Source organism: Microbacterium sp. B35-30, assembly GCF_010634855.1.
GTDB lineage: Bacteria > Actinomycetota > Actinomycetes > Actinomycetales > Microbacteriaceae > Microbacterium.
Map to the genome: position 1 here is coordinate 46,590 of NZ_MWLQ01000016.1, position 15,083 is coordinate 61,672.

Genomic DNA, 15,083 nt, shown 5'->3' on the forward strand with positions numbered 1-15,083 from the left:
CGATCCGCTCGCGTCAGGCCGCGGCCCGGCGGACGCGCCCCGGCGTCTCACCGGTGACGCGGGCGAAGGCACGGCTGAACGCGGCCTCGGATCCGTACCCGTGCGCAGCGGCGACCGCCGCGACGCTGCGCCCTTCGGCGAGCATCGCGCGCGCGGCGCGCATCCGCGCCGCCGACACGTAGGTCATCGGCGGCGTTCCGACCACCGCGGTGAACCGCGCCGCGAAGACGGAGCGCGACATCGTCGCGCGGCGCGCGAGCGCGTCGAGAGTCCACGGATGGCCCGGATCATGGTGGACGGCAGCGAGCGCGGCGCCGAGCTGGGGATCTCGCAGCGCAGCGAGCCAGCCGCTGGACTCCGACTGCTGATCGGCCAGCCACGCCCGGACGGTCTCCACGACGAGCACGTCCGCCAGCCGCGTGGCGACGGCGTCTCCCCCGGGCTTCGGCTCCCGCAGCTCGCGCGCGAGCAGGGGCAGCAGCGCCGCCATCACCGGATGCCGAGCCGAGTCGACGATGACGACCGACGGCAGCACCGCGAGCATGTCATCGACCGCGGGAGAGTCGAACGCGACCACGCCGCACAGCAGCGCCAGCGGCGGATCGGCGACCTCGGGTCCGATCCGCAGCACCGAGAACGCATCGCCGAGCATCGTCTGCGGCAGAAGGTCGGCGCGTCCGACGATCTGCGCACCCGGACTCGTAGAGACGCGGTGCCCGATCCCCCGCGGCACGAGGGCGAGCATTCCGGCATCGAGCGGCACAGCATCGGCACCCTCGACCTCGAGGTGTGCCGTCCCGTGCGCGACGATGTGGAAGCTGAGCGTGCCCGGGAACTGCGGCATCTCCACGGCGCCCTCCGCAGACGCTTCCGTCCACGAGTAGAACGCGCCGCGCATGCGGACGCGGTAGAGCGCGGCGGTGAGGGCGTCCTCGGTGTCCCACGGCATGGTGACACTCATGAAGCCCCCGGACGATCGGTCATGGAATACGTACTTCTGACGATAGATCATCCGGCGCGGGACTGGAAGGGTTGGATCACCACCGAAGGGAGAACCTCATGAACATCCTCGTCATCGGCGCCACCGGCGGATCCGGCCGCGCCGTCTGCGACGCCCTGCTCGAACGCGGCCACCGGGTGACGGCGCTCGCGCGCCACGCCTCCTCGCTGCCGGGCCGCGAAGGTCTCGAGCGCGTCGACGGCGACGCGACACGCGCCTCCGTCCTCGACGGCGTGGTGCCCGGCCACGACGCGATCGTCGTGACCCTCGGCATCTCGGAGCCCACGCTCCGGGTGCGGCTCCGCGGCGCTCAGGGCACCGCCGACGACGTGCGCTCGAAGGGCACGGCGGCGATCGTGGCGGCGGCGCGGCGCGCGGGCGTGAGTCGGCTCGTCGTGCAGTCGTCGTATGGCGTCGGCGACACGCGCGCCCTGCTGCGACTCACCGACCGGATCCTGTTCGCGCTGCTCATCCGTCCGCAGATCATCGACTCCGAGATCCAGGAGGGCGTCCTGCGGGGATCGGAGCTCGATTGGACCATCGTGCAGCCGGTGTACCTCACCGACGGCGACTCCGCCGAGCACTTCACGTCGACCGACGGCAGCATCCGCCGCAACAAAGTCGCCCGCCGCGGGGTCGCGCAGGTCCACGCGGAGCTCGTGGAGAGCTCCGGCCGGGCGCGCGAGACGGTCTCCGTCTCGGGTTGACGCACAGCACGCCCGAAGAGCCGCGAAGAGCGGATGCCTCGATTCGAGGCATCCGCTCTGGGGGTTGCGTGTCAGTCCTGCTGGAGCGCGCCCTGCAGATCGAGCGTGATGGTGACGTCCTTGCCGACCAGGACGCCGCCGGTCTCGAGCGCGGCGTTCCAGGTGAGGCCGAAGTCCTCACGGTTCACGACGGTCTTGGCGGTCGCACCAGCCTTGTAGTTGCCCCACGGGTCGGTGCCGAAGCCGCCGAACTCGAACTCGAAGGTCACCGGCTTGGTGACGCCGCGGATGGTGAGGTCGCCGTCGACCAGGAAGTCGCCGTCAGCGATGCGCGCGCCGGTCGAGCGGAACTCCATGGTCGGGTGGTTCTCGACGTCGAAGAAGTCGCCGGAGCGGAGGTGGTTGTCGCGACCGTCGTCCTTGGTGTCGACCGAGGTCACGTCGACGCTCGCCTCGACCTGCGCGTCGAGCGGGTTCTCGGGGGCGATCAGGGTGGCACTCTTCATGCCGAAGGTGCCGCGCACCTTCGAGATCATCATGTGGCGGACGCTGAACGTGACCTCGCTGTGCGCGGGGTCGAGCACCCAGGTGCCGGCCTTGTAGCCGGGAACGTCGATCGTGGTGGTGTCGGTCATGGTCGTCCTCCGTGGTGGATGGGTCGCAGCGGGGCGCGGCGAGGCTTGATGGACGACAACGCGAGAGGTCGAGATCTATTCCCATGAATGAAAAACTTCTCACGCACCCCGCGGCCGGTGATCGGACGCCGGACATGACGAAGGGAGCGGATGCCGCAGCATCCGCTCCCCGTGAACGTCGACGTGGAGGGGTCAGCCGACCTTGACGAGGTCGATGACGAAGATCAGCGTCTTGCCGCCGAGGAAGTGGCCGCCGGCGGGGCCGTAGGCGAGGTCGGGCGGGATGACGAGTTCGCGGCGACCGCCCTCCTTCATGCCCGGGATGCCGTCCTGCCATCCCTGGATCAGGCCGCGGAGCGGGAACTGGATGCTCTCGCCGCGGTTCCACGACGAGTCGAACTCGTCGCCGGTGTCGTACTCGACGCCCACGTAGTGGACGGTCACGGTGTCGCCGGGCTTCGCCTCGGCACCTTCGCCCACGACGATGTCGCGGACGACCAGATCTGCCGGCGCCGGGCCGGCAGGTGCGTCGATCTCGGGCTTGGTGCGGTCGTCAGTCATGACACCATCCAACCATCCCGCGCTCCCGGAGGCCGAGGAAGTTCGCCGTCAGGGGAACCACCGGCGCTCTCTTGACACTCGCGCGGGCCCCCGGCATCCTGGTCGCAGGCCAACTCAGCGCTCGGTAGACACGCAGGCATCGCCGCGGCACCGAGCGCTGAGTCTTGTTCCAGGTGCCTCTGCGGTCAAGGCGCGAACATCGCCGCGCGTGTCGTCGCCGCCCTCGCCAGCAGATCCTGCTCCTCCGCTGCGGCGTGCGGGTCGCGGCCGGTGATGGCGCGCTGGCGCGTGGCGGCGAGCGCGGTGGCGTCGGTGATGAAGCTCCTCATGAGCGCGCTGCGATCGCCCCGCAGCGTGCGCGCCCACGCCAGCGCCGCCTTGCGCCCGGCGGACGTGGCGAGCATGTCGACCTCCTGCGGGGTGAACCATCCCGCGGCGGCGTAGTCGCCCAGCCGTCGCCGGGTGAGCCGGGACTCCTCACGCCGCAGGGCGACGATGCCCAGGACGAAGCCGATGAACAGCGGCACCTGCAGCGTGAGGTAGAGCGCGAAGAAGTCGCCGAACACCGCGGAGCCGTTCCAGAACGCGTGCAGCGCGATCGCGCCGGCCAACCCCACGAGCCACGGTCCGATGGCCTGACCTGTCGAGACCCCGCGCCGCGCGGCGAGGCCGAGGACGAAGCCGGTGACACTCGTGAACATGACGTGGGCGAACGGCGAGAGGATGCCGCGCAGGAAGAACGTCATGGACGTCTCGGCGGCTCCCCCCTGGATGAAGCTCACCGCGAAGTACTGGATGTTCTCGGTGAACGCGAAGCCGGCGCCGACCAGCGCGCCATACACGATGCCGTCGACCGGGCCGTCGAACGCCCGGCGTGCGGTCGCGAAGATGAGGAACACCCCCAGGCCCTTCGCGAACTCCTCGACGACCGGCGCCTGCACCACGGTCTGCAGCACCTCACGCGCGCCGGTGGCGGGGCCGAACACCATCGACAGGAGCAGGTCGACTCCCAGGGCGATGCCGACGGCGGCGATGGCGCCCCACGCGATCGCCAGCACCAGCAGTCCCCGCGGCTCGGGCTCCCAGCGGTCGACGATGCGCACGGCGAACAGCACGCCGACGAGCGGCACCAGGGCCAGCAGCATCCCGATCAGCGAAGCACCGGGACCCAGGGCGTTCAGGAAGTACCCGACCAGTCCGATCAGGATCAGCACGAGGACGCCGATGATCCAGATGGACGCCGTGCGTCCCCCGCGCGGTACTGCGGCGGTGGGGATCTGGACGGGAGCGGGCGAGGTCGCCGGTGGCGTGATCGGCGCCGCGGCGGCGTGCCGGGGCTGCGCGAGCGCCGACGCGAACTCGGGCGGCGTGTGCGAGGGCCGTGGCCTGGCGGCACCGGGGTCGTGCGTCATGCGCACAGCCTAAGGCTGCACAGGACTCACGCGTCGCGCACGCTGCCGTGGCACTCCCGCGCGGCCCTCCGGCTAGGTTGGGGGGATGCGCTTCGCCCATGTCGTGCCACCGGAGTCGGGCGGGCCGAGGCTCGCACTGATCGAAGGCGACGAGGCTGTCATCGTCGAGACGCTGTTCGACGGGGCCCCCCGCGTGCTGGAGGAGCTGATCGCCGGCGGCGACGCGCTGCTCGCACGCGTCAGGGATGCCGCGGGCCAGGGGCCGCGGCATCCGCTCGACTCGATGCGCTTCGCATCGGCGGTCCTCACCCCGCCCGTGATCCTCGCGATCGGGCTCAACTACGCGGCGCATTCCAGTGAGCTGGGACTGAAGACCGACTCCACGCCGACCGTGTTCGTGCTGTGGCCGAACTCGCTCGCCGGGCACGACAACACGACGACCTGGCCGCGCTCGCTGAGCGAATCCGTCGACTACGAGGCGGAACTCGGCGTCATCATCGGCACGCCGGCGAAGGACGTCGCACCGGAGGATGCCCTCGACCACGTGTGGGGGTACACCGTGGTCAACGACATCACCGCGCGCGACATCCAGTACTCCGAAGCACAGTGGTCGCGCTGCAAGTCGTTCGACGGCTTCACGCCCACGGGCCCGTTCGTGGTCACGGCCGACGAGGTTCCCGACCCGCAGGACCTCCATATCTGGACGGTGCTCGACGGCACCACGCTGCAGGACGCCACCACCGGCCAGATGGTGCGCCCGGTCGCGGCTCTCATCTCGCATCTGTCGAAGTCGGCGACGCTGCTGCCCGGCACCCTCATCTCGACCGGCAGCCCGGGCGGCGCCGGCTACTCCCGGGATCCGCAGGTGTTCCTGCGCGACCGCTCGACGGTGACCGTGGGGATCGACGGCATCGGCGCCCTCACGACCCACTGCCGCATCCTCGGCTGAGGCCGACCGGCGCACGGACGAGGGGCGGATCCGCGATGCGGACCCGCCCCTCGTCGCCGGTTTCAGCTGATTGCTGTCGCCTACGTCAGTTGCAGGTGATGGTGCCGCCGCTCTCCAGATCCCAGACGCCCGGGCCGAGTTCGGCACAGGCCGCGGCGAGGCCGCCCACCACGAGCGACACGATGACGATGGTCAAGATGATGCTGAGCACCAGCAGCACGGCACCGACGATGATCGCCGCCACCGCCCAGCCGTTCTTGACGCCGGCCTTGCGGCTCTGCACGAGCGCCACGATGCCGAGGACGAGGCCGACCAGCGAGACGAAGAACGACAGGATGAACGCGACGATACCGAGCGTCTTGCCCGGGACGGGGCCGTCGGCCGGTGCGCCGTACGCCGCCGGCGGTGCGGTCGGGTACGCGGGGGCCGCTGCGGGGTACGCGGGCGGGGCCGCCTCGTACGCGGGCGGAGGTGTCGTGTCCGTGGGCTGGGCGGCCGCCGCCGGCGCCGCGTACTCCGACCCAGCGGCGGGGGCGGCGTACTCGGGCTCGGCGGGCGCGGGGTACGCGTCGGCGGGCGGCTGAGGCGCAGTCGGCTCCCCCACGGGCTGCTGAGGCGGCTCGGGTGCGGCCGGGTTCTGCGGATCGGTCATTTCTCGCCTTTCGTTCGAGTCTCCCTGACGTTATCGATCGGGAGCCGCCCGCGGCAACCGCTCAACGAGACTCGGCGCGCTGCTCGACCACGACGTCTTCCGGCGCCTGCTGGATCGGGATGGCGGCCGTCACCGTCTCGAGCCCCGACAGCCGCGCAGGTGACAGCTGCTTGGCGACCTCGTCGCGCGACATCAGGCCCGCCTCGACGACGAGGTCGGCGACGCTGTGCCCGGTCAGCAGCGCGGTCTTGGCGAGCGCTGCGGCGGCGGCGTAGCCGATGAACGGCGTCAGCGCCGTGATGACACCGACGCTGTTGCCCACCATGGCTCCGAGCCGCTCGCGGTTCGCGGTGATGCCCTCGACGCAGTTGACCCGCAGAGTGAGGATCGACTGTCGCAGCCACGTGATCGACTGGAAGATCGAGTGCGCGATGACAGGCTCGAACGCGTTGAGCTGCAGCTGGCCGCCCTCGACGGCCATCGTCACGGTCAGGTCGGCGCCCGCGATGGCGAACGCGACCTGGTTCACGACCTCGGGGATGACCGGGTTGACCTTGCCGGGCATGATGCTCGAGCCTGCCTGGCGGGCCGGGAGGTTGATCTCGCCGAAGCCCGCCTGCGGGCCGGACGAGAGCAGCCGGAGGTCGTTGCAGATCTTCGACAGCTTGATCGCGTTGCGCTTCAGCGACGCCGAGAACGACATGAACGAACCGGTGTCGCTCGTCGCCTCGACGAGGTCGTTCGCTGTCGCGAGGTCGAGGCCCGAGATCTCTCGCAGGTGCCGCAGCACCGCCGGGGCGTAGGACGGGTCGGTGGTGATGCCCGTTCCGATGGCCGTCGCGCCCATGTTGATCTCGTAGAGCAGGTACGCGTTCTCCGTGAGGCGCTGGTGGTCGTAACCGAGCGTGGTCGCGAAGCCGTGGAACTCCTGGCCGAGGGTCATCGGCACGGCATCCTGCAGCTGCGTCCGGCCGACCTTGAGCACGTCATGGAACTCGACCGCCTTGGCCAGGAAGGCCCGTCGCAGCAGATCCAGCTCTTCGAGCAGGGTCTTGAGGTCGAGGCCGAGCCCCACCTTCACCGCGGTCGGGTAGACGTCGTTCGTCGACTGGCTCCGGTTGGTGTCGTCGATCGGCGACAGGAACGCGTAGTCGCCCTTCGGCCGCCCGGCGAGCTCGAGGGCGACATTCGTGATGACCTCGTTCGCGTTCATGTTCGTCGACGTGCCGGCGCCGCCCTGAATCACGCCGACGACGAACTGGTCGTGGAACTGCCCCTCGATCACGAGTTGCGCGGCGCGGCCGATCAGATCGGCCTTGGCCGGATCGAGAACCCCGATCTCCCGGTTGGCGCGGGCGGAGGCCTGCTTCACCATCGCCAGCGCTCGCACCAGGTCGGGGTAGACCGAGATCGGCCTCTTCGAGATCGGGAAGTTCTCCAGCGCACGGGCTGTGTGGATGCCCCAGTACGCGTCGGCGGGGATCTCCAGGGATCCGAGGGAATCGGTCTCGATGCGGGTGCGCGTCATTGCGTCCAGTGACATGTGTGTGGTGTCCTCGTGGGTCGTTCACAGCGGTGTGCCGGGATGCTTCGAGACTACTCGCGACGCGGTCCCGCCCGCCTATACGCGGCGTACAGCGAAACGGGTCGCCTCGTACACGGGGGCGGTCCGCCGATGGTGTTCGAGCGCGCTCAGTGAGGCTTGCGCGAGAAGGCCTCGAGCCGCTGCTCGGGCGTGAGTCGCGACATCCGCTCGACCCACTCCGCCGAGAACACGTCAGCGGTGGGTGCATCGACGACCGGGACGACAGCGTGGGTGATCGTGTCGTCGTACACGTGCACGAGGTGGAAGGACTGGCCGGCGTCCATGCCGTTCACGTCGACCGCGGCCCGCGCCAGGTTCATCGTGTAGCAGGTGGCGGCGGCGACGCTCACGGGGACGCCTGCGAAGGTGCCGCTGGTCGAATAGTGCAGGTGGCCGGCGAGGATCGCGCGCACGTCTGTGCCGGCGATCACCTCGGCGAGGCGGCCCTGGTCGCGGAGCTCCAGAATGTCGAACAGCGGCACATGGGACGGCAACGGCGGGTGATGCAGGGCGACGATCGTGCCGAGCGGGGCGGGGGTCGCGAGCGCGTCCCGCAGCCACTCGAGCTGCGCGGAATCCAGATCGCCGTGGTGCCAGCCGGGCACCGTCGAGTCGAGGCCGATCAGACGGAGACCGCCGAGGTCCCACACACCGGTGACGGGCTGCTGGGTCGGCTCGAGCCCGAGCAGGTCGCGGCGCATCGCCGGCCGCTCGTCGTGGTTGCCCGCCAGCCACACGATGGGCGCTCCGAGCCGCTCCGCGACCGGTTCGACCGCCGCGCGCAGCGCGGTGTACGCCTCGGGCTCACCGAGATCCGCCAGGTCGCCGGTGAACACGATCGCGTCGGGACGGATGCCGATGGCCTCGGCGGCGGCGAGCGTCCGGGTGAGATTCGCCGCCGTGTCGAAGCGGCCACCGAGCAGCGCGTTGCCGGCGAGCAGGTGCGTGTCGCTCACGTGCAGCAGGGTGCGCCGTGCCGGCGGGTGCTGACCGAACTGGATGGGTACGCCCGGGCTCACCCGGCCGGATGCTCCGGGGGACGCGTCGGCTGCGCCGGCAGGGGTCGTGGACGCCATGGCCTCAGCCTAAGCGCTCGCTCCGACAGGCCTCACGCGGCGCACGGGAGCGGGCCTCACTGGGGTGGGACGACCTCAGTGGTTGAAGACGATGAGCAGGAGCCCGCCGAGCACGGCGGCCGCGCATACCGCGAAGCAGAGATAAGCGGCCGCAAGCGCCACGCGCTTCTGGCCCTCGGTCAGCGGGCTGCGCTTGGCGGCCTTCGCTGCGGCCTTCTCGGCGCGCCGAGCCTCTTTCTCGGAGATCACGGTGATGGCGTCGGTGAACTCGGCGGGGGCGACGACCGGCGCCCGGCCGGCACGCACGAGAAGTCGCAGGCCCAGCGCGTAGAAGGCGACGACGAGCACCGCCGCGGTGAAGGCGGCGACGAAGACGAGCACGAACGAGTCCCAGTGGATGGTCATCGCGGGCCGCCGTTCTTGGGGCCGTTCGCAGATCGCTCCGCGGCCTTGGCTGCCTTCTTCGCCGCGGTCTGAGCTGCCGCCACGCGCCGTGCCTCCTCACGCGCGATCGCGCGCTGACGGCGGGTCGGCGGCGGGTTGCGCTTGACCTTGACGGCGCGGCCGGAGTCGGCGACCTCGCTCATCGCATTCGACGCCGTGACCTCGTCGCGGCGGGAGCGCCGGAAGAGGAAGAGGATGATGACGACCGCGAGCACCGCGTCGATGATGACGCCCCAGACCGGGAGCCACACGACGATGAGCGCCGCGACGGCGCCGACCGCGCCGGCAGCCGGGAGCGTCAGGACCCAGCCCACCATGATGCGGCCCGCCGTGCGCCACCGCACCTGGGAACCCCGGCGTCCGAGGCCGGATCCGATGACCGAGCCCGACGCGACCTGGGTGGTCGAAAGTGCGAAGCCGAGGGCGCTCGAGGCGAGGATCGTCGAGGCCGTCGACGCCTCGGCCGCGAAGCCCTGCGCCGGCTTGACCTCGGTCAGCCCCTTGCCGAGTGTGCGGATGATGCGCCAGCCGCCCATGTAGGTGCCAAGGGCGATCGTGATCGCGCAGGCGAACACCACCCAGGTCTGCGGCTCGGGGTTCGAGGCGGACTGCAGGCCGGCCGTGATGAGGAGGAGCGTGATGATGCCCATGGTCTTCTGCGCGTCGTTCGTGCCGTGCGCCAGGGCGACGAGGGATGACGTGAAGATCTGCCCGAAACGGAAGCCGTCGCGCCCGTCGGGCTTGCTGTCGTAGCGCCGGGTGAGCGCGTAGGCGAGCTTCGTCGCGGTGAAGGCGATGAGCCCGGCCGTGACCGGGGCGATGAACGCCGGGAGGATCACCTTGGACATGACGACGCCGAAGTTCACGGCCGTGAAGCCGACGCCGACGATCGTGGCGCCGATCAGCCCGCCGAACAGCGCGTGCGACGACGACGAGGGAAGACCCAGCAGCCACGTGAGCATGTTCCACGTGATGGCGCCGATGAGTCCGGCGAGGATGATCTCGGGGAAGATGTCGTGGGAGATCTGCTCCTCGTTGATGATCCCGCCCGAGATGGTCTGCGCCACCTCGGTGGACAGGAACGCACCGACGAGGTTGAGCACCGCAGCGAGGAGCACAGCCGTCTTGGGCTTGAGGGCGCCGGTGGCGATCGGCGTCGCCATCGCGTTCGCCGTGTCGTGGAAGCCGTTCGTGAAATCGAAGAACAGCGCCAGCGCGATCACCAGAACGATGATGAGGGTTGCGGTTTCCACCGTTCGCTTTCGGTGAGGAGGAGTGGAGAGATGGTGCCGACGAGATCGGCGCGACGAACGAAGAGTTCACCAAGAATTCAGGAACCGGCAACCGGCCAGGAAGAATCCTACATCGGCGACCCTGACGGTCAACTCGGAGGCGACTAGCGTGGAACGGTGACTCTCAGCGACTCCGTACCCGCCGCGTCCACCCCGGCCACCGGCATCCGTCCCCCGCTCGACGCCGGCCAAGTCCCTCCCGTCGCCGACAGCAGAATCACCGTGCGCTCGCACCACGGCGACGACGTCGAAGACCGCTACGAGTGGTTCCGTGAGAAGGAGGACGCCGCCGTCATCGCCCACCTCGAGGCCGAGAACTCCTACACGCAGCAGCGCACGGCCCATCTGGAGGGACTCCGCGAGCGAATCTTCGGCGAGATCAAGGGCCGGACGCTCGAGACGGACCTCTCGGTGCCGACGCGCCGCGGCGACTGGTGGTACTACGGCCGCACTGTCGAGGGCAAGCAGTACGGCATCCAGTGCCGCGCGCCGCTCGCGTCGCCCGACGACTGGACGCCGCCCGAACTCTCCCCCGATGTCGAGGTGCCTGGCGAGCAGATCCTGCTCGACGGCAACATCGAGGCGGAGGGTCACGAGTTCTTCTCGCTCGGCAGCTTCGAGGTCTCGAACGACGGCGCCCTGATGCTCTACGGCGTGGATGTCGCCGGCGACGAGCGCTACACGGTGCGGGTGCGCGACCTCTCGACCGGCGAGCAGCTGGCCGATGAGATCCCCGACACGTTCGCCGGCGCCACCTTCTCGCCCGACGGCCGCTTCATCGTCTACACGACCGTCGACGACGCGTGGCGCCCCGACACCGTCTGGCTGCACGAGCTGGGCACCGCGGTCGCCGACGACGCGAAGCTCTTCCACGAGCCCGACGAGAAGTTCTGGGTGGGCGCGGGCTTCACCCGCAGCGACCGCTTCCTGGTGATCGGGCTGGGCTCGTCGATCACCTCGGAGGAGTGGCTGCTGGATGCCGACGACCTGCGCGGCGAGCCGCGCGTCGTGTGGCCGCGCACCGAAGGGGTCGAGTACGACTCCGAGCACGCCGTCGTCGACGGCGAGGACGTGCTCTTCATCCTCCACAATGACGGCGCCCTGGACTTCGAACTGGTGCGGGTGGCGGCATCCGACCCGTCCGGAGAGCGCGCGGTCGTGATCCCCCACCGCCCGGGCGAGCGGCTGCTGGGCGTGTCGACGTTCCGAGACTGGGGCGTGGTCGGCTACCGCCGCGGCGGCCTCCCCCGACTCGGCATGCTCGAATACTCGTCGAGCGAGGTCAGCGAGATCGCGTTCGACGAGCCGCTGTACTCCGTGGGCACCGGCGGCAACCCGGAGTGGGCTCCCCCGCTGCTGCGTCTGGGCTACGGCTCCTTCGTCACGCCCGGCACGGTGTACGACCTCGATGTCGCGACCGGTGAGCTGCACCTGCGCAAGCGCCAGCCCGTGCTCGGCGGCTACGAGCCGTCGGAGTACGCCCAGGAACGCGTCTGGGCGACCGCGCAGGACGGCACGCAGATTCCGATCTCGCTGGTGTACAAGCGGTCGTTCGGCGACGCCGGCGCCGCCCCGCGACCGGTGCACCTGTACGGCTACGGGTCGTACGAGCACTCGATCGAGCCCGGCTTCTCGGTCGCCCGCCTCTCGGAGCTCGACCGGGGCGTCGTGTTCGCCGTGGCCCACGTGCGGGGCGGCGGCGAGATGGGTCGCCAGTGGTACGAGGACGGCAAGCTGCTCAGCAAGCGCAACACCTTCACGGACTTCGTGGACTGCGCCCTGCACCTGATCGACAACGGCTACACGACGCCCGATCGCCTCGTCGCCGAGGGCGGCTCGGCGGGCGGGCTGCTGATGGGCGCCGTCGCCAACCTCGCGCCCGAGCTCTTCGCCGGCATCCTCGCCGACGTGCCGTTCGTCGACGCGCTCACCACGATCCTCGACCCGTCGCTGCCGCTCACCGTCATCGAATGGGATGAGTGGGGCGACCCGCTGCACAACGCCGACGTCTACGCCTACATGAAGTCCTACTCGCCGTACGAGAACGTGCGGACGGATGCCGCGTACCCGCGCATCCTCGCCGTCACGTCGCTCAACGACACCCGCGTGCTGTACGTCGAGCCCGCGAAGTGGGTGGCGCGCCTGCGCGAAGTAGGCGCCGACGCCCTGCTCAAGTGCGAGATGGTCGCCGGCCACGGCGGCGTCAGCGGACGCTACAACGCCTGGCGCGAGCGCGCCTTCGAGCTCGCCTGGCTGCTGGACGTGCTGGGCGTCGCCGACGCGTGAGCGTGTCCCACTTCCACGCCGTCGTGTCCCACTTTCTGCCGCACAGCGTCGGCTAGGCGAACGAAAGTGGGACATGACGGGCTAGGCGCCACCGATGGCCTGATCGTGTCCCAGTTCCTCGCCGACGCGTGAGCGTGTCCCACTTCCACGCCGTCGTGTCCCACTTTCTGCCGCACAGCGTCGGCTAGGCGAACGAAAGTGGGACATGACGTCCCTGACCGGGGCGCCAACCTGCCCGGATGAGAGCGTCACGCACCTTCGCAACGGCTGAGCGGCCGTCACCGCGCATGTGGTGGTTGAGGACGCGAACGTGATCCCACCCGAGAGCACGGATGAGATCCCAGCGATCGGCATCCTTCGCGAACTGTTCCGCGTCCTCGGCGTGGACCCGTCCGTCGTACTCCGGTGCCACGCGCCATCGGGGGTACGCAAGGTCCAGCTCCGCGACCGCAGCACCGCGATGAGTCCTCAGAGTCCAGTTGATCTCGGGCTCGGGAAGACCAGCACGGACCAGCAGCAGGCGAAGGCGCGTCTCACGCGGGGACCTCACGCCCCCGCGAGACTCGGCCAGCGCTCTCCGCAGAATGCCGCCGCGGATGTCACCTAGGGTTTCGACCTCGGCGACGAGATCTTCGATGGCGGCGATCGGCCGTCGCCCCCGGTCGCTGATCAGGAAATCAGCCGCAGCGACGAGATCGTCGAGCCCCCAGAGCGTGCCCGCTTGCCGCCAGGCTCGCACCGGGTGCTCGATCGGCAGCCCGTTCGGAAGAATCAGCGTCGCCGACTCGCGCAGCTGCAGGCGATGGCCGGTGACCCCCGAGGTCCGTGGCTCCCGAGCGGGTCGGTGAGCGGAAACGTGCACAGCGGGGCGGTGGGGCCACTCAGGAGTCGGCGCGCCCATGAGGCTCAACGCCGTCTCATGACTGAAGAACTGCCATTCCGCGAGGCGCGGGGCATAGTCGAGGCAGGAAGCCAGCAGCGTCGCTTCAGGGGTGTCTCCCAGTGCACGGACGCCGTGGAACGGCCGACGCAGGTCGCCGCGGTTCAGCCTCGATGGAGCGACGCCGAGCGCGACGGCCGTAGACACACTGAATCGCGCGGGCAGTTCTGACGGCAGGGGCGAGCGGCGCGGCATCCGTTCACCTTCCCGCAGCACCGCCGAACGGATAGGTCTTGATCGGCGATCTGTGAGCACCTGATCGCCAGGCGCCGTCGGGGAGGAGGCGATGAGCAGCCTGCGGAGCCGACCACGAACATCCCGTGGCATCGGATCGAGCGAGCATGTCCCGATTTCCATTCCTCAGCCTGCCGCCTACGAACGAAATCGGGACATCGGGGCCAAAAACCGGGACATCAAGAGCCAAAACCGGGACATCAAGAGATGAAGGTGAGCGGATGCCTCGGGGCGAGGCATCCGCTCACCGTCCCGTCCGGCGCGGGAGACGTCACCCGAAGAGCGCGGCGGCCTCTTCGTAGCGGTAGAGGGGGACGGTGTTGAGCTCGCCCAGCGCCTCGGCGAAGGGCACGCGCACGATGTCGGTGCCGCGCATGGCGACCATCTGACCCCAGGCGCCGTCGACGACGGCGTCGGCGGCGTGCAGGCCCAGGCGGGTCGCCAGCACGCGGTCGAAACCCGAGGGCGAGCCGCCGCGCTGGATGTGGCCCAGCACGGTGGAGCGCGTCTCGATGCCCGTGATGCGTTCGATCTCGGGCGCGAGGACCTCGCTGATGCCGCCCAGACGCGGACGGTTGAAGGCGTCGAGGCCCTTGTCGCTGAACGCCTCGTCCATGCCGGTGAGCGTGAAGCCCTCCGAGACCACGACGAGCGGCGCGCGACCGCGATCGTGCGCCTTCGTCACCTGGGCGCAGATGTCGCCGATCGACATCGGCACCTCGGGGATGCAGATGGCGTGCGCGCCGGCGGCCATGCCGGCGTGCAGGGCGATCCAGCCGACGTGGCGCCCCATGACCTCGGCGACCATGCAGCGCTGGTGGGAGTCGCCGGTGGTGCGCAGGCGGTCCATCGCGTCGGTGGCGATGTTGACGGCGGTGTCGAAGCCGAACGAGTAGTCCGTCGCGCGCAGGTCGTTGTCGATCGTCTTCGGGACGCCCAGCACGTTGATGCCGTCGTTCGCGAGGCGGTTGGCGGCCGCCAGAGTGCCCTCGCCGCCGATGGCGATGATGCCGTCGATGCGGTGGCCGTACATCGTCTTCGCGATGTTCTCGGCGCCGCCGCGCGGACCCTCGTACGGGTTGGTGCGGCTGGTGCCGAGGATGGTGCCGCCGACCTTCGACAGCCCCTTCACCTCGTGCCGCGTGAGCGGGAAGAAGTCGCCGTCGACCACACCCCGCCAGCCGTCGCGGATGCCGACGAACTCGAGGTCGTAGGTCGTCGTCCCCTTGAGCACGACGCCGCGGATGACCGCGTTGAGCCCGGGGCAATCGCCGCCGCTCGTCAGGATGCCGATCTTCATAGCTGTGTTC

Annotated in this window: 14 protein-coding genes; 3 read left to right on the top strand and 11 right to left on the bottom strand. The window is 69.9% G+C overall.

Going from position 1 to position 15,083, the window contains the following annotated elements; translation table 11 throughout:
* Positions 1–13 precede the first annotated feature (13 nt).
* Positions 14–961, bottom strand: a complete 948-nt coding sequence (locus B2K11_RS08865; RefSeq protein WP_163617916.1) for an AraC family transcriptional regulator — start codon at positions 959–961, stop codon at positions 14–16.
* A gap of 98 nt (positions 962–1,059) precedes the next feature.
* Between B2K11_RS08865 and B2K11_RS08870 the strand changes: the two genes are divergently transcribed.
* Positions 1,060–1,707 (top strand): NAD(P)-binding oxidoreductase, encoded by a 648-nt coding sequence (locus tag B2K11_RS08870; RefSeq protein ID WP_163617917.1) that lies wholly within the window; start codon positions 1,060–1,062, stop codon positions 1,705–1,707.
* A gap of 71 nt (positions 1,708–1,778) precedes the next feature.
* On the opposite strand, the gene B2K11_RS08875 is transcribed toward B2K11_RS08870, so the two are convergent.
* The 3 genes from B2K11_RS08875 to B2K11_RS08885 form a co-directional block, all read right to left on the bottom strand.
* Positions 1,779–2,342: a YceI family protein gene (locus tag B2K11_RS08875; RefSeq protein ID WP_163617918.1), complete on the bottom strand. Its 564-nt coding sequence runs from the start codon at positions 2,340–2,342 to the stop codon at positions 1,779–1,781.
* Between the two features lie 192 nt (positions 2,343–2,534).
* The gene (locus B2K11_RS08880) at positions 2,535–2,903 is read right to left on the bottom strand and encodes an FKBP-type peptidyl-prolyl cis-trans isomerase (RefSeq protein ID WP_163617919.1); all 369 of its coding nucleotides are present in this window, start codon (positions 2,901–2,903) and stop codon (positions 2,535–2,537) included.
* Positions 2,904–3,088: 185 nt separating this feature from the next.
* Positions 3,089–4,315 (bottom strand): PrsW family intramembrane metalloprotease, encoded by a 1,227-nt coding sequence (locus tag B2K11_RS08885; protein WP_163617920.1) that lies wholly within the window; start codon positions 4,313–4,315, stop codon positions 3,089–3,091.
* An 85-nt stretch (positions 4,316–4,400) separates the two neighbouring features.
* On the opposite strand from B2K11_RS08885, the gene B2K11_RS08890 reads away from it, so the two are divergent.
* Positions 4,401–5,264, top strand: a complete 864-nt coding sequence (locus B2K11_RS08890; RefSeq protein ID WP_163617921.1) for a fumarylacetoacetate hydrolase family protein — start codon at positions 4,401–4,403, stop codon at positions 5,262–5,264.
* An 85-nt stretch (positions 5,265–5,349) separates the two neighbouring features.
* Here the strand turns inward: B2K11_RS08890 and B2K11_RS08895 are convergent, their stop codons facing one another.
* The 5 genes from B2K11_RS08895 to B2K11_RS08915 all read right to left on the bottom strand — a co-directional run bounded on the left by B2K11_RS08895 (position 5,350) and on the right by B2K11_RS08915 (position 10,274).
* Positions 5,350–5,916, bottom strand: coding sequence for a DUF4190 domain-containing protein (locus B2K11_RS08895; RefSeq protein WP_163617922.1), 567 nt, complete (start codon positions 5,914–5,916; stop codon positions 5,350–5,352).
* Between the two features lie 61 nt (positions 5,917–5,977).
* A complete protein-coding gene (locus B2K11_RS08900) occupies positions 5,978–7,459 on the bottom strand; it encodes an aspartate ammonia-lyase (protein ID WP_163617923.1) in 1,482 nt (493 codons plus the stop codon).
* A 149-nt stretch (positions 7,460–7,608) separates the two neighbouring features.
* Positions 7,609–8,520 carry a phosphodiesterase gene (locus tag B2K11_RS08905; protein ID WP_239525879.1) on the bottom strand — a complete coding sequence of 304 codons (912 nt, stop codon included), beginning with the start codon at positions 8,518–8,520 and terminating at the stop codon, positions 7,609–7,611.
* Positions 8,521–8,652: 132 nt separating this feature from the next.
* Positions 8,653–8,982, bottom strand: coding sequence for a peptidase (locus tag B2K11_RS08910; protein ID WP_163617925.1), 330 nt, complete (start codon positions 8,980–8,982; stop codon positions 8,653–8,655).
* Positions 8,979–10,274 (bottom strand): inorganic phosphate transporter, encoded by a 1,296-nt coding sequence (locus tag B2K11_RS08915; protein WP_163617926.1) that lies wholly within the window; start codon positions 10,272–10,274, stop codon positions 8,979–8,981. The genes B2K11_RS08910 and B2K11_RS08915 overlap by 4 nt, the downstream gene beginning before the upstream one ends.
* A gap of 204 nt (positions 10,275–10,478) precedes the next feature.
* Here B2K11_RS08915 and B2K11_RS08920 point away from each other — a divergent pair, with 204 nt between their 5' ends.
* Positions 10,479–12,599, top strand: a complete 2,121-nt coding sequence (locus B2K11_RS08920; protein WP_163617967.1) for a S9 family peptidase — start codon at positions 10,479–10,481, stop codon at positions 12,597–12,599.
* Between the two features lie 184 nt (positions 12,600–12,783).
* On the opposite strand, the gene B2K11_RS08925 is transcribed toward B2K11_RS08920, so the two are convergent.
* Entirely contained in the window at positions 12,784–13,734 is a 951-nt protein-coding gene (locus tag B2K11_RS08925) for a hypothetical protein (protein WP_163617927.1), read from the bottom strand.
* 310 nt (positions 13,735–14,044) lie between these two features.
* Positions 14,045–15,073, bottom strand: a complete 1,029-nt coding sequence (locus B2K11_RS08930) for an ATP-dependent 6-phosphofructokinase (RefSeq protein ID WP_163617928.1) — start codon at positions 15,071–15,073, stop codon at positions 14,045–14,047.
* Between the last annotated feature and the right edge of the window lie 10 nt (positions 15,074–15,083).

Excerpts from the sequence above, each read along its gene's own strand:
- B2K11_RS08865 (WP_163617916.1), bottom strand. The coding sequence starts at position 961 with ATGAGTGTCACCATGCCGTGGGACACCGAGGACGCCCTCACCGCCGCG.
- B2K11_RS08870 (WP_163617917.1), top strand. The coding sequence starts at position 1,060 with ATGAACATCCTCGTCATCGGCGCCACCGGCGGATCCGGCCGCGCCGTC.
- B2K11_RS08875 (WP_163617918.1), bottom strand. The coding sequence starts at position 2,342 with ATGACCGACACCACCACGATCGACGTTCCCGGCTACAAGGCCGGCACC.
- B2K11_RS08880 (WP_163617919.1), bottom strand. The coding sequence starts at position 2,903 with ATGACTGACGACCGCACCAAGCCCGAGATCGACGCACCTGCCGGCCCG.
- B2K11_RS08885 (WP_163617920.1), bottom strand. The coding sequence starts at position 4,315 with ATGACGCACGACCCCGGTGCCGCCAGGCCACGGCCCTCGCACACGCCG.
- B2K11_RS08890 (WP_163617921.1), top strand. The coding sequence starts at position 4,401 with ATGCGCTTCGCCCATGTCGTGCCACCGGAGTCGGGCGGGCCGAGGCTC.
- B2K11_RS08895 (WP_163617922.1), bottom strand. The coding sequence starts at position 5,916 with ATGACCGATCCGCAGAACCCGGCCGCACCCGAGCCGCCTCAGCAGCCC.
- B2K11_RS08900 (WP_163617923.1), bottom strand. The coding sequence starts at position 7,459 with ATGTCACTGGACGCAATGACGCGCACCCGCATCGAGACCGATTCCCTC.
- B2K11_RS08910 (WP_163617925.1), bottom strand. The coding sequence starts at position 8,982 with ATGACCATCCACTGGGACTCGTTCGTGCTCGTCTTCGTCGCCGCCTTC.
- B2K11_RS08925 (WP_163617927.1), bottom strand. The coding sequence starts at position 13,734 with ATGCCGCGCCGCTCGCCCCTGCCGTCAGAACTGCCCGCGCGATTCAGT.
- B2K11_RS08930 (WP_163617928.1), bottom strand. The coding sequence starts at position 15,073 with ATGAAGATCGGCATCCTGACGAGCGGCGGCGATTGCCCCGGGCTCAAC.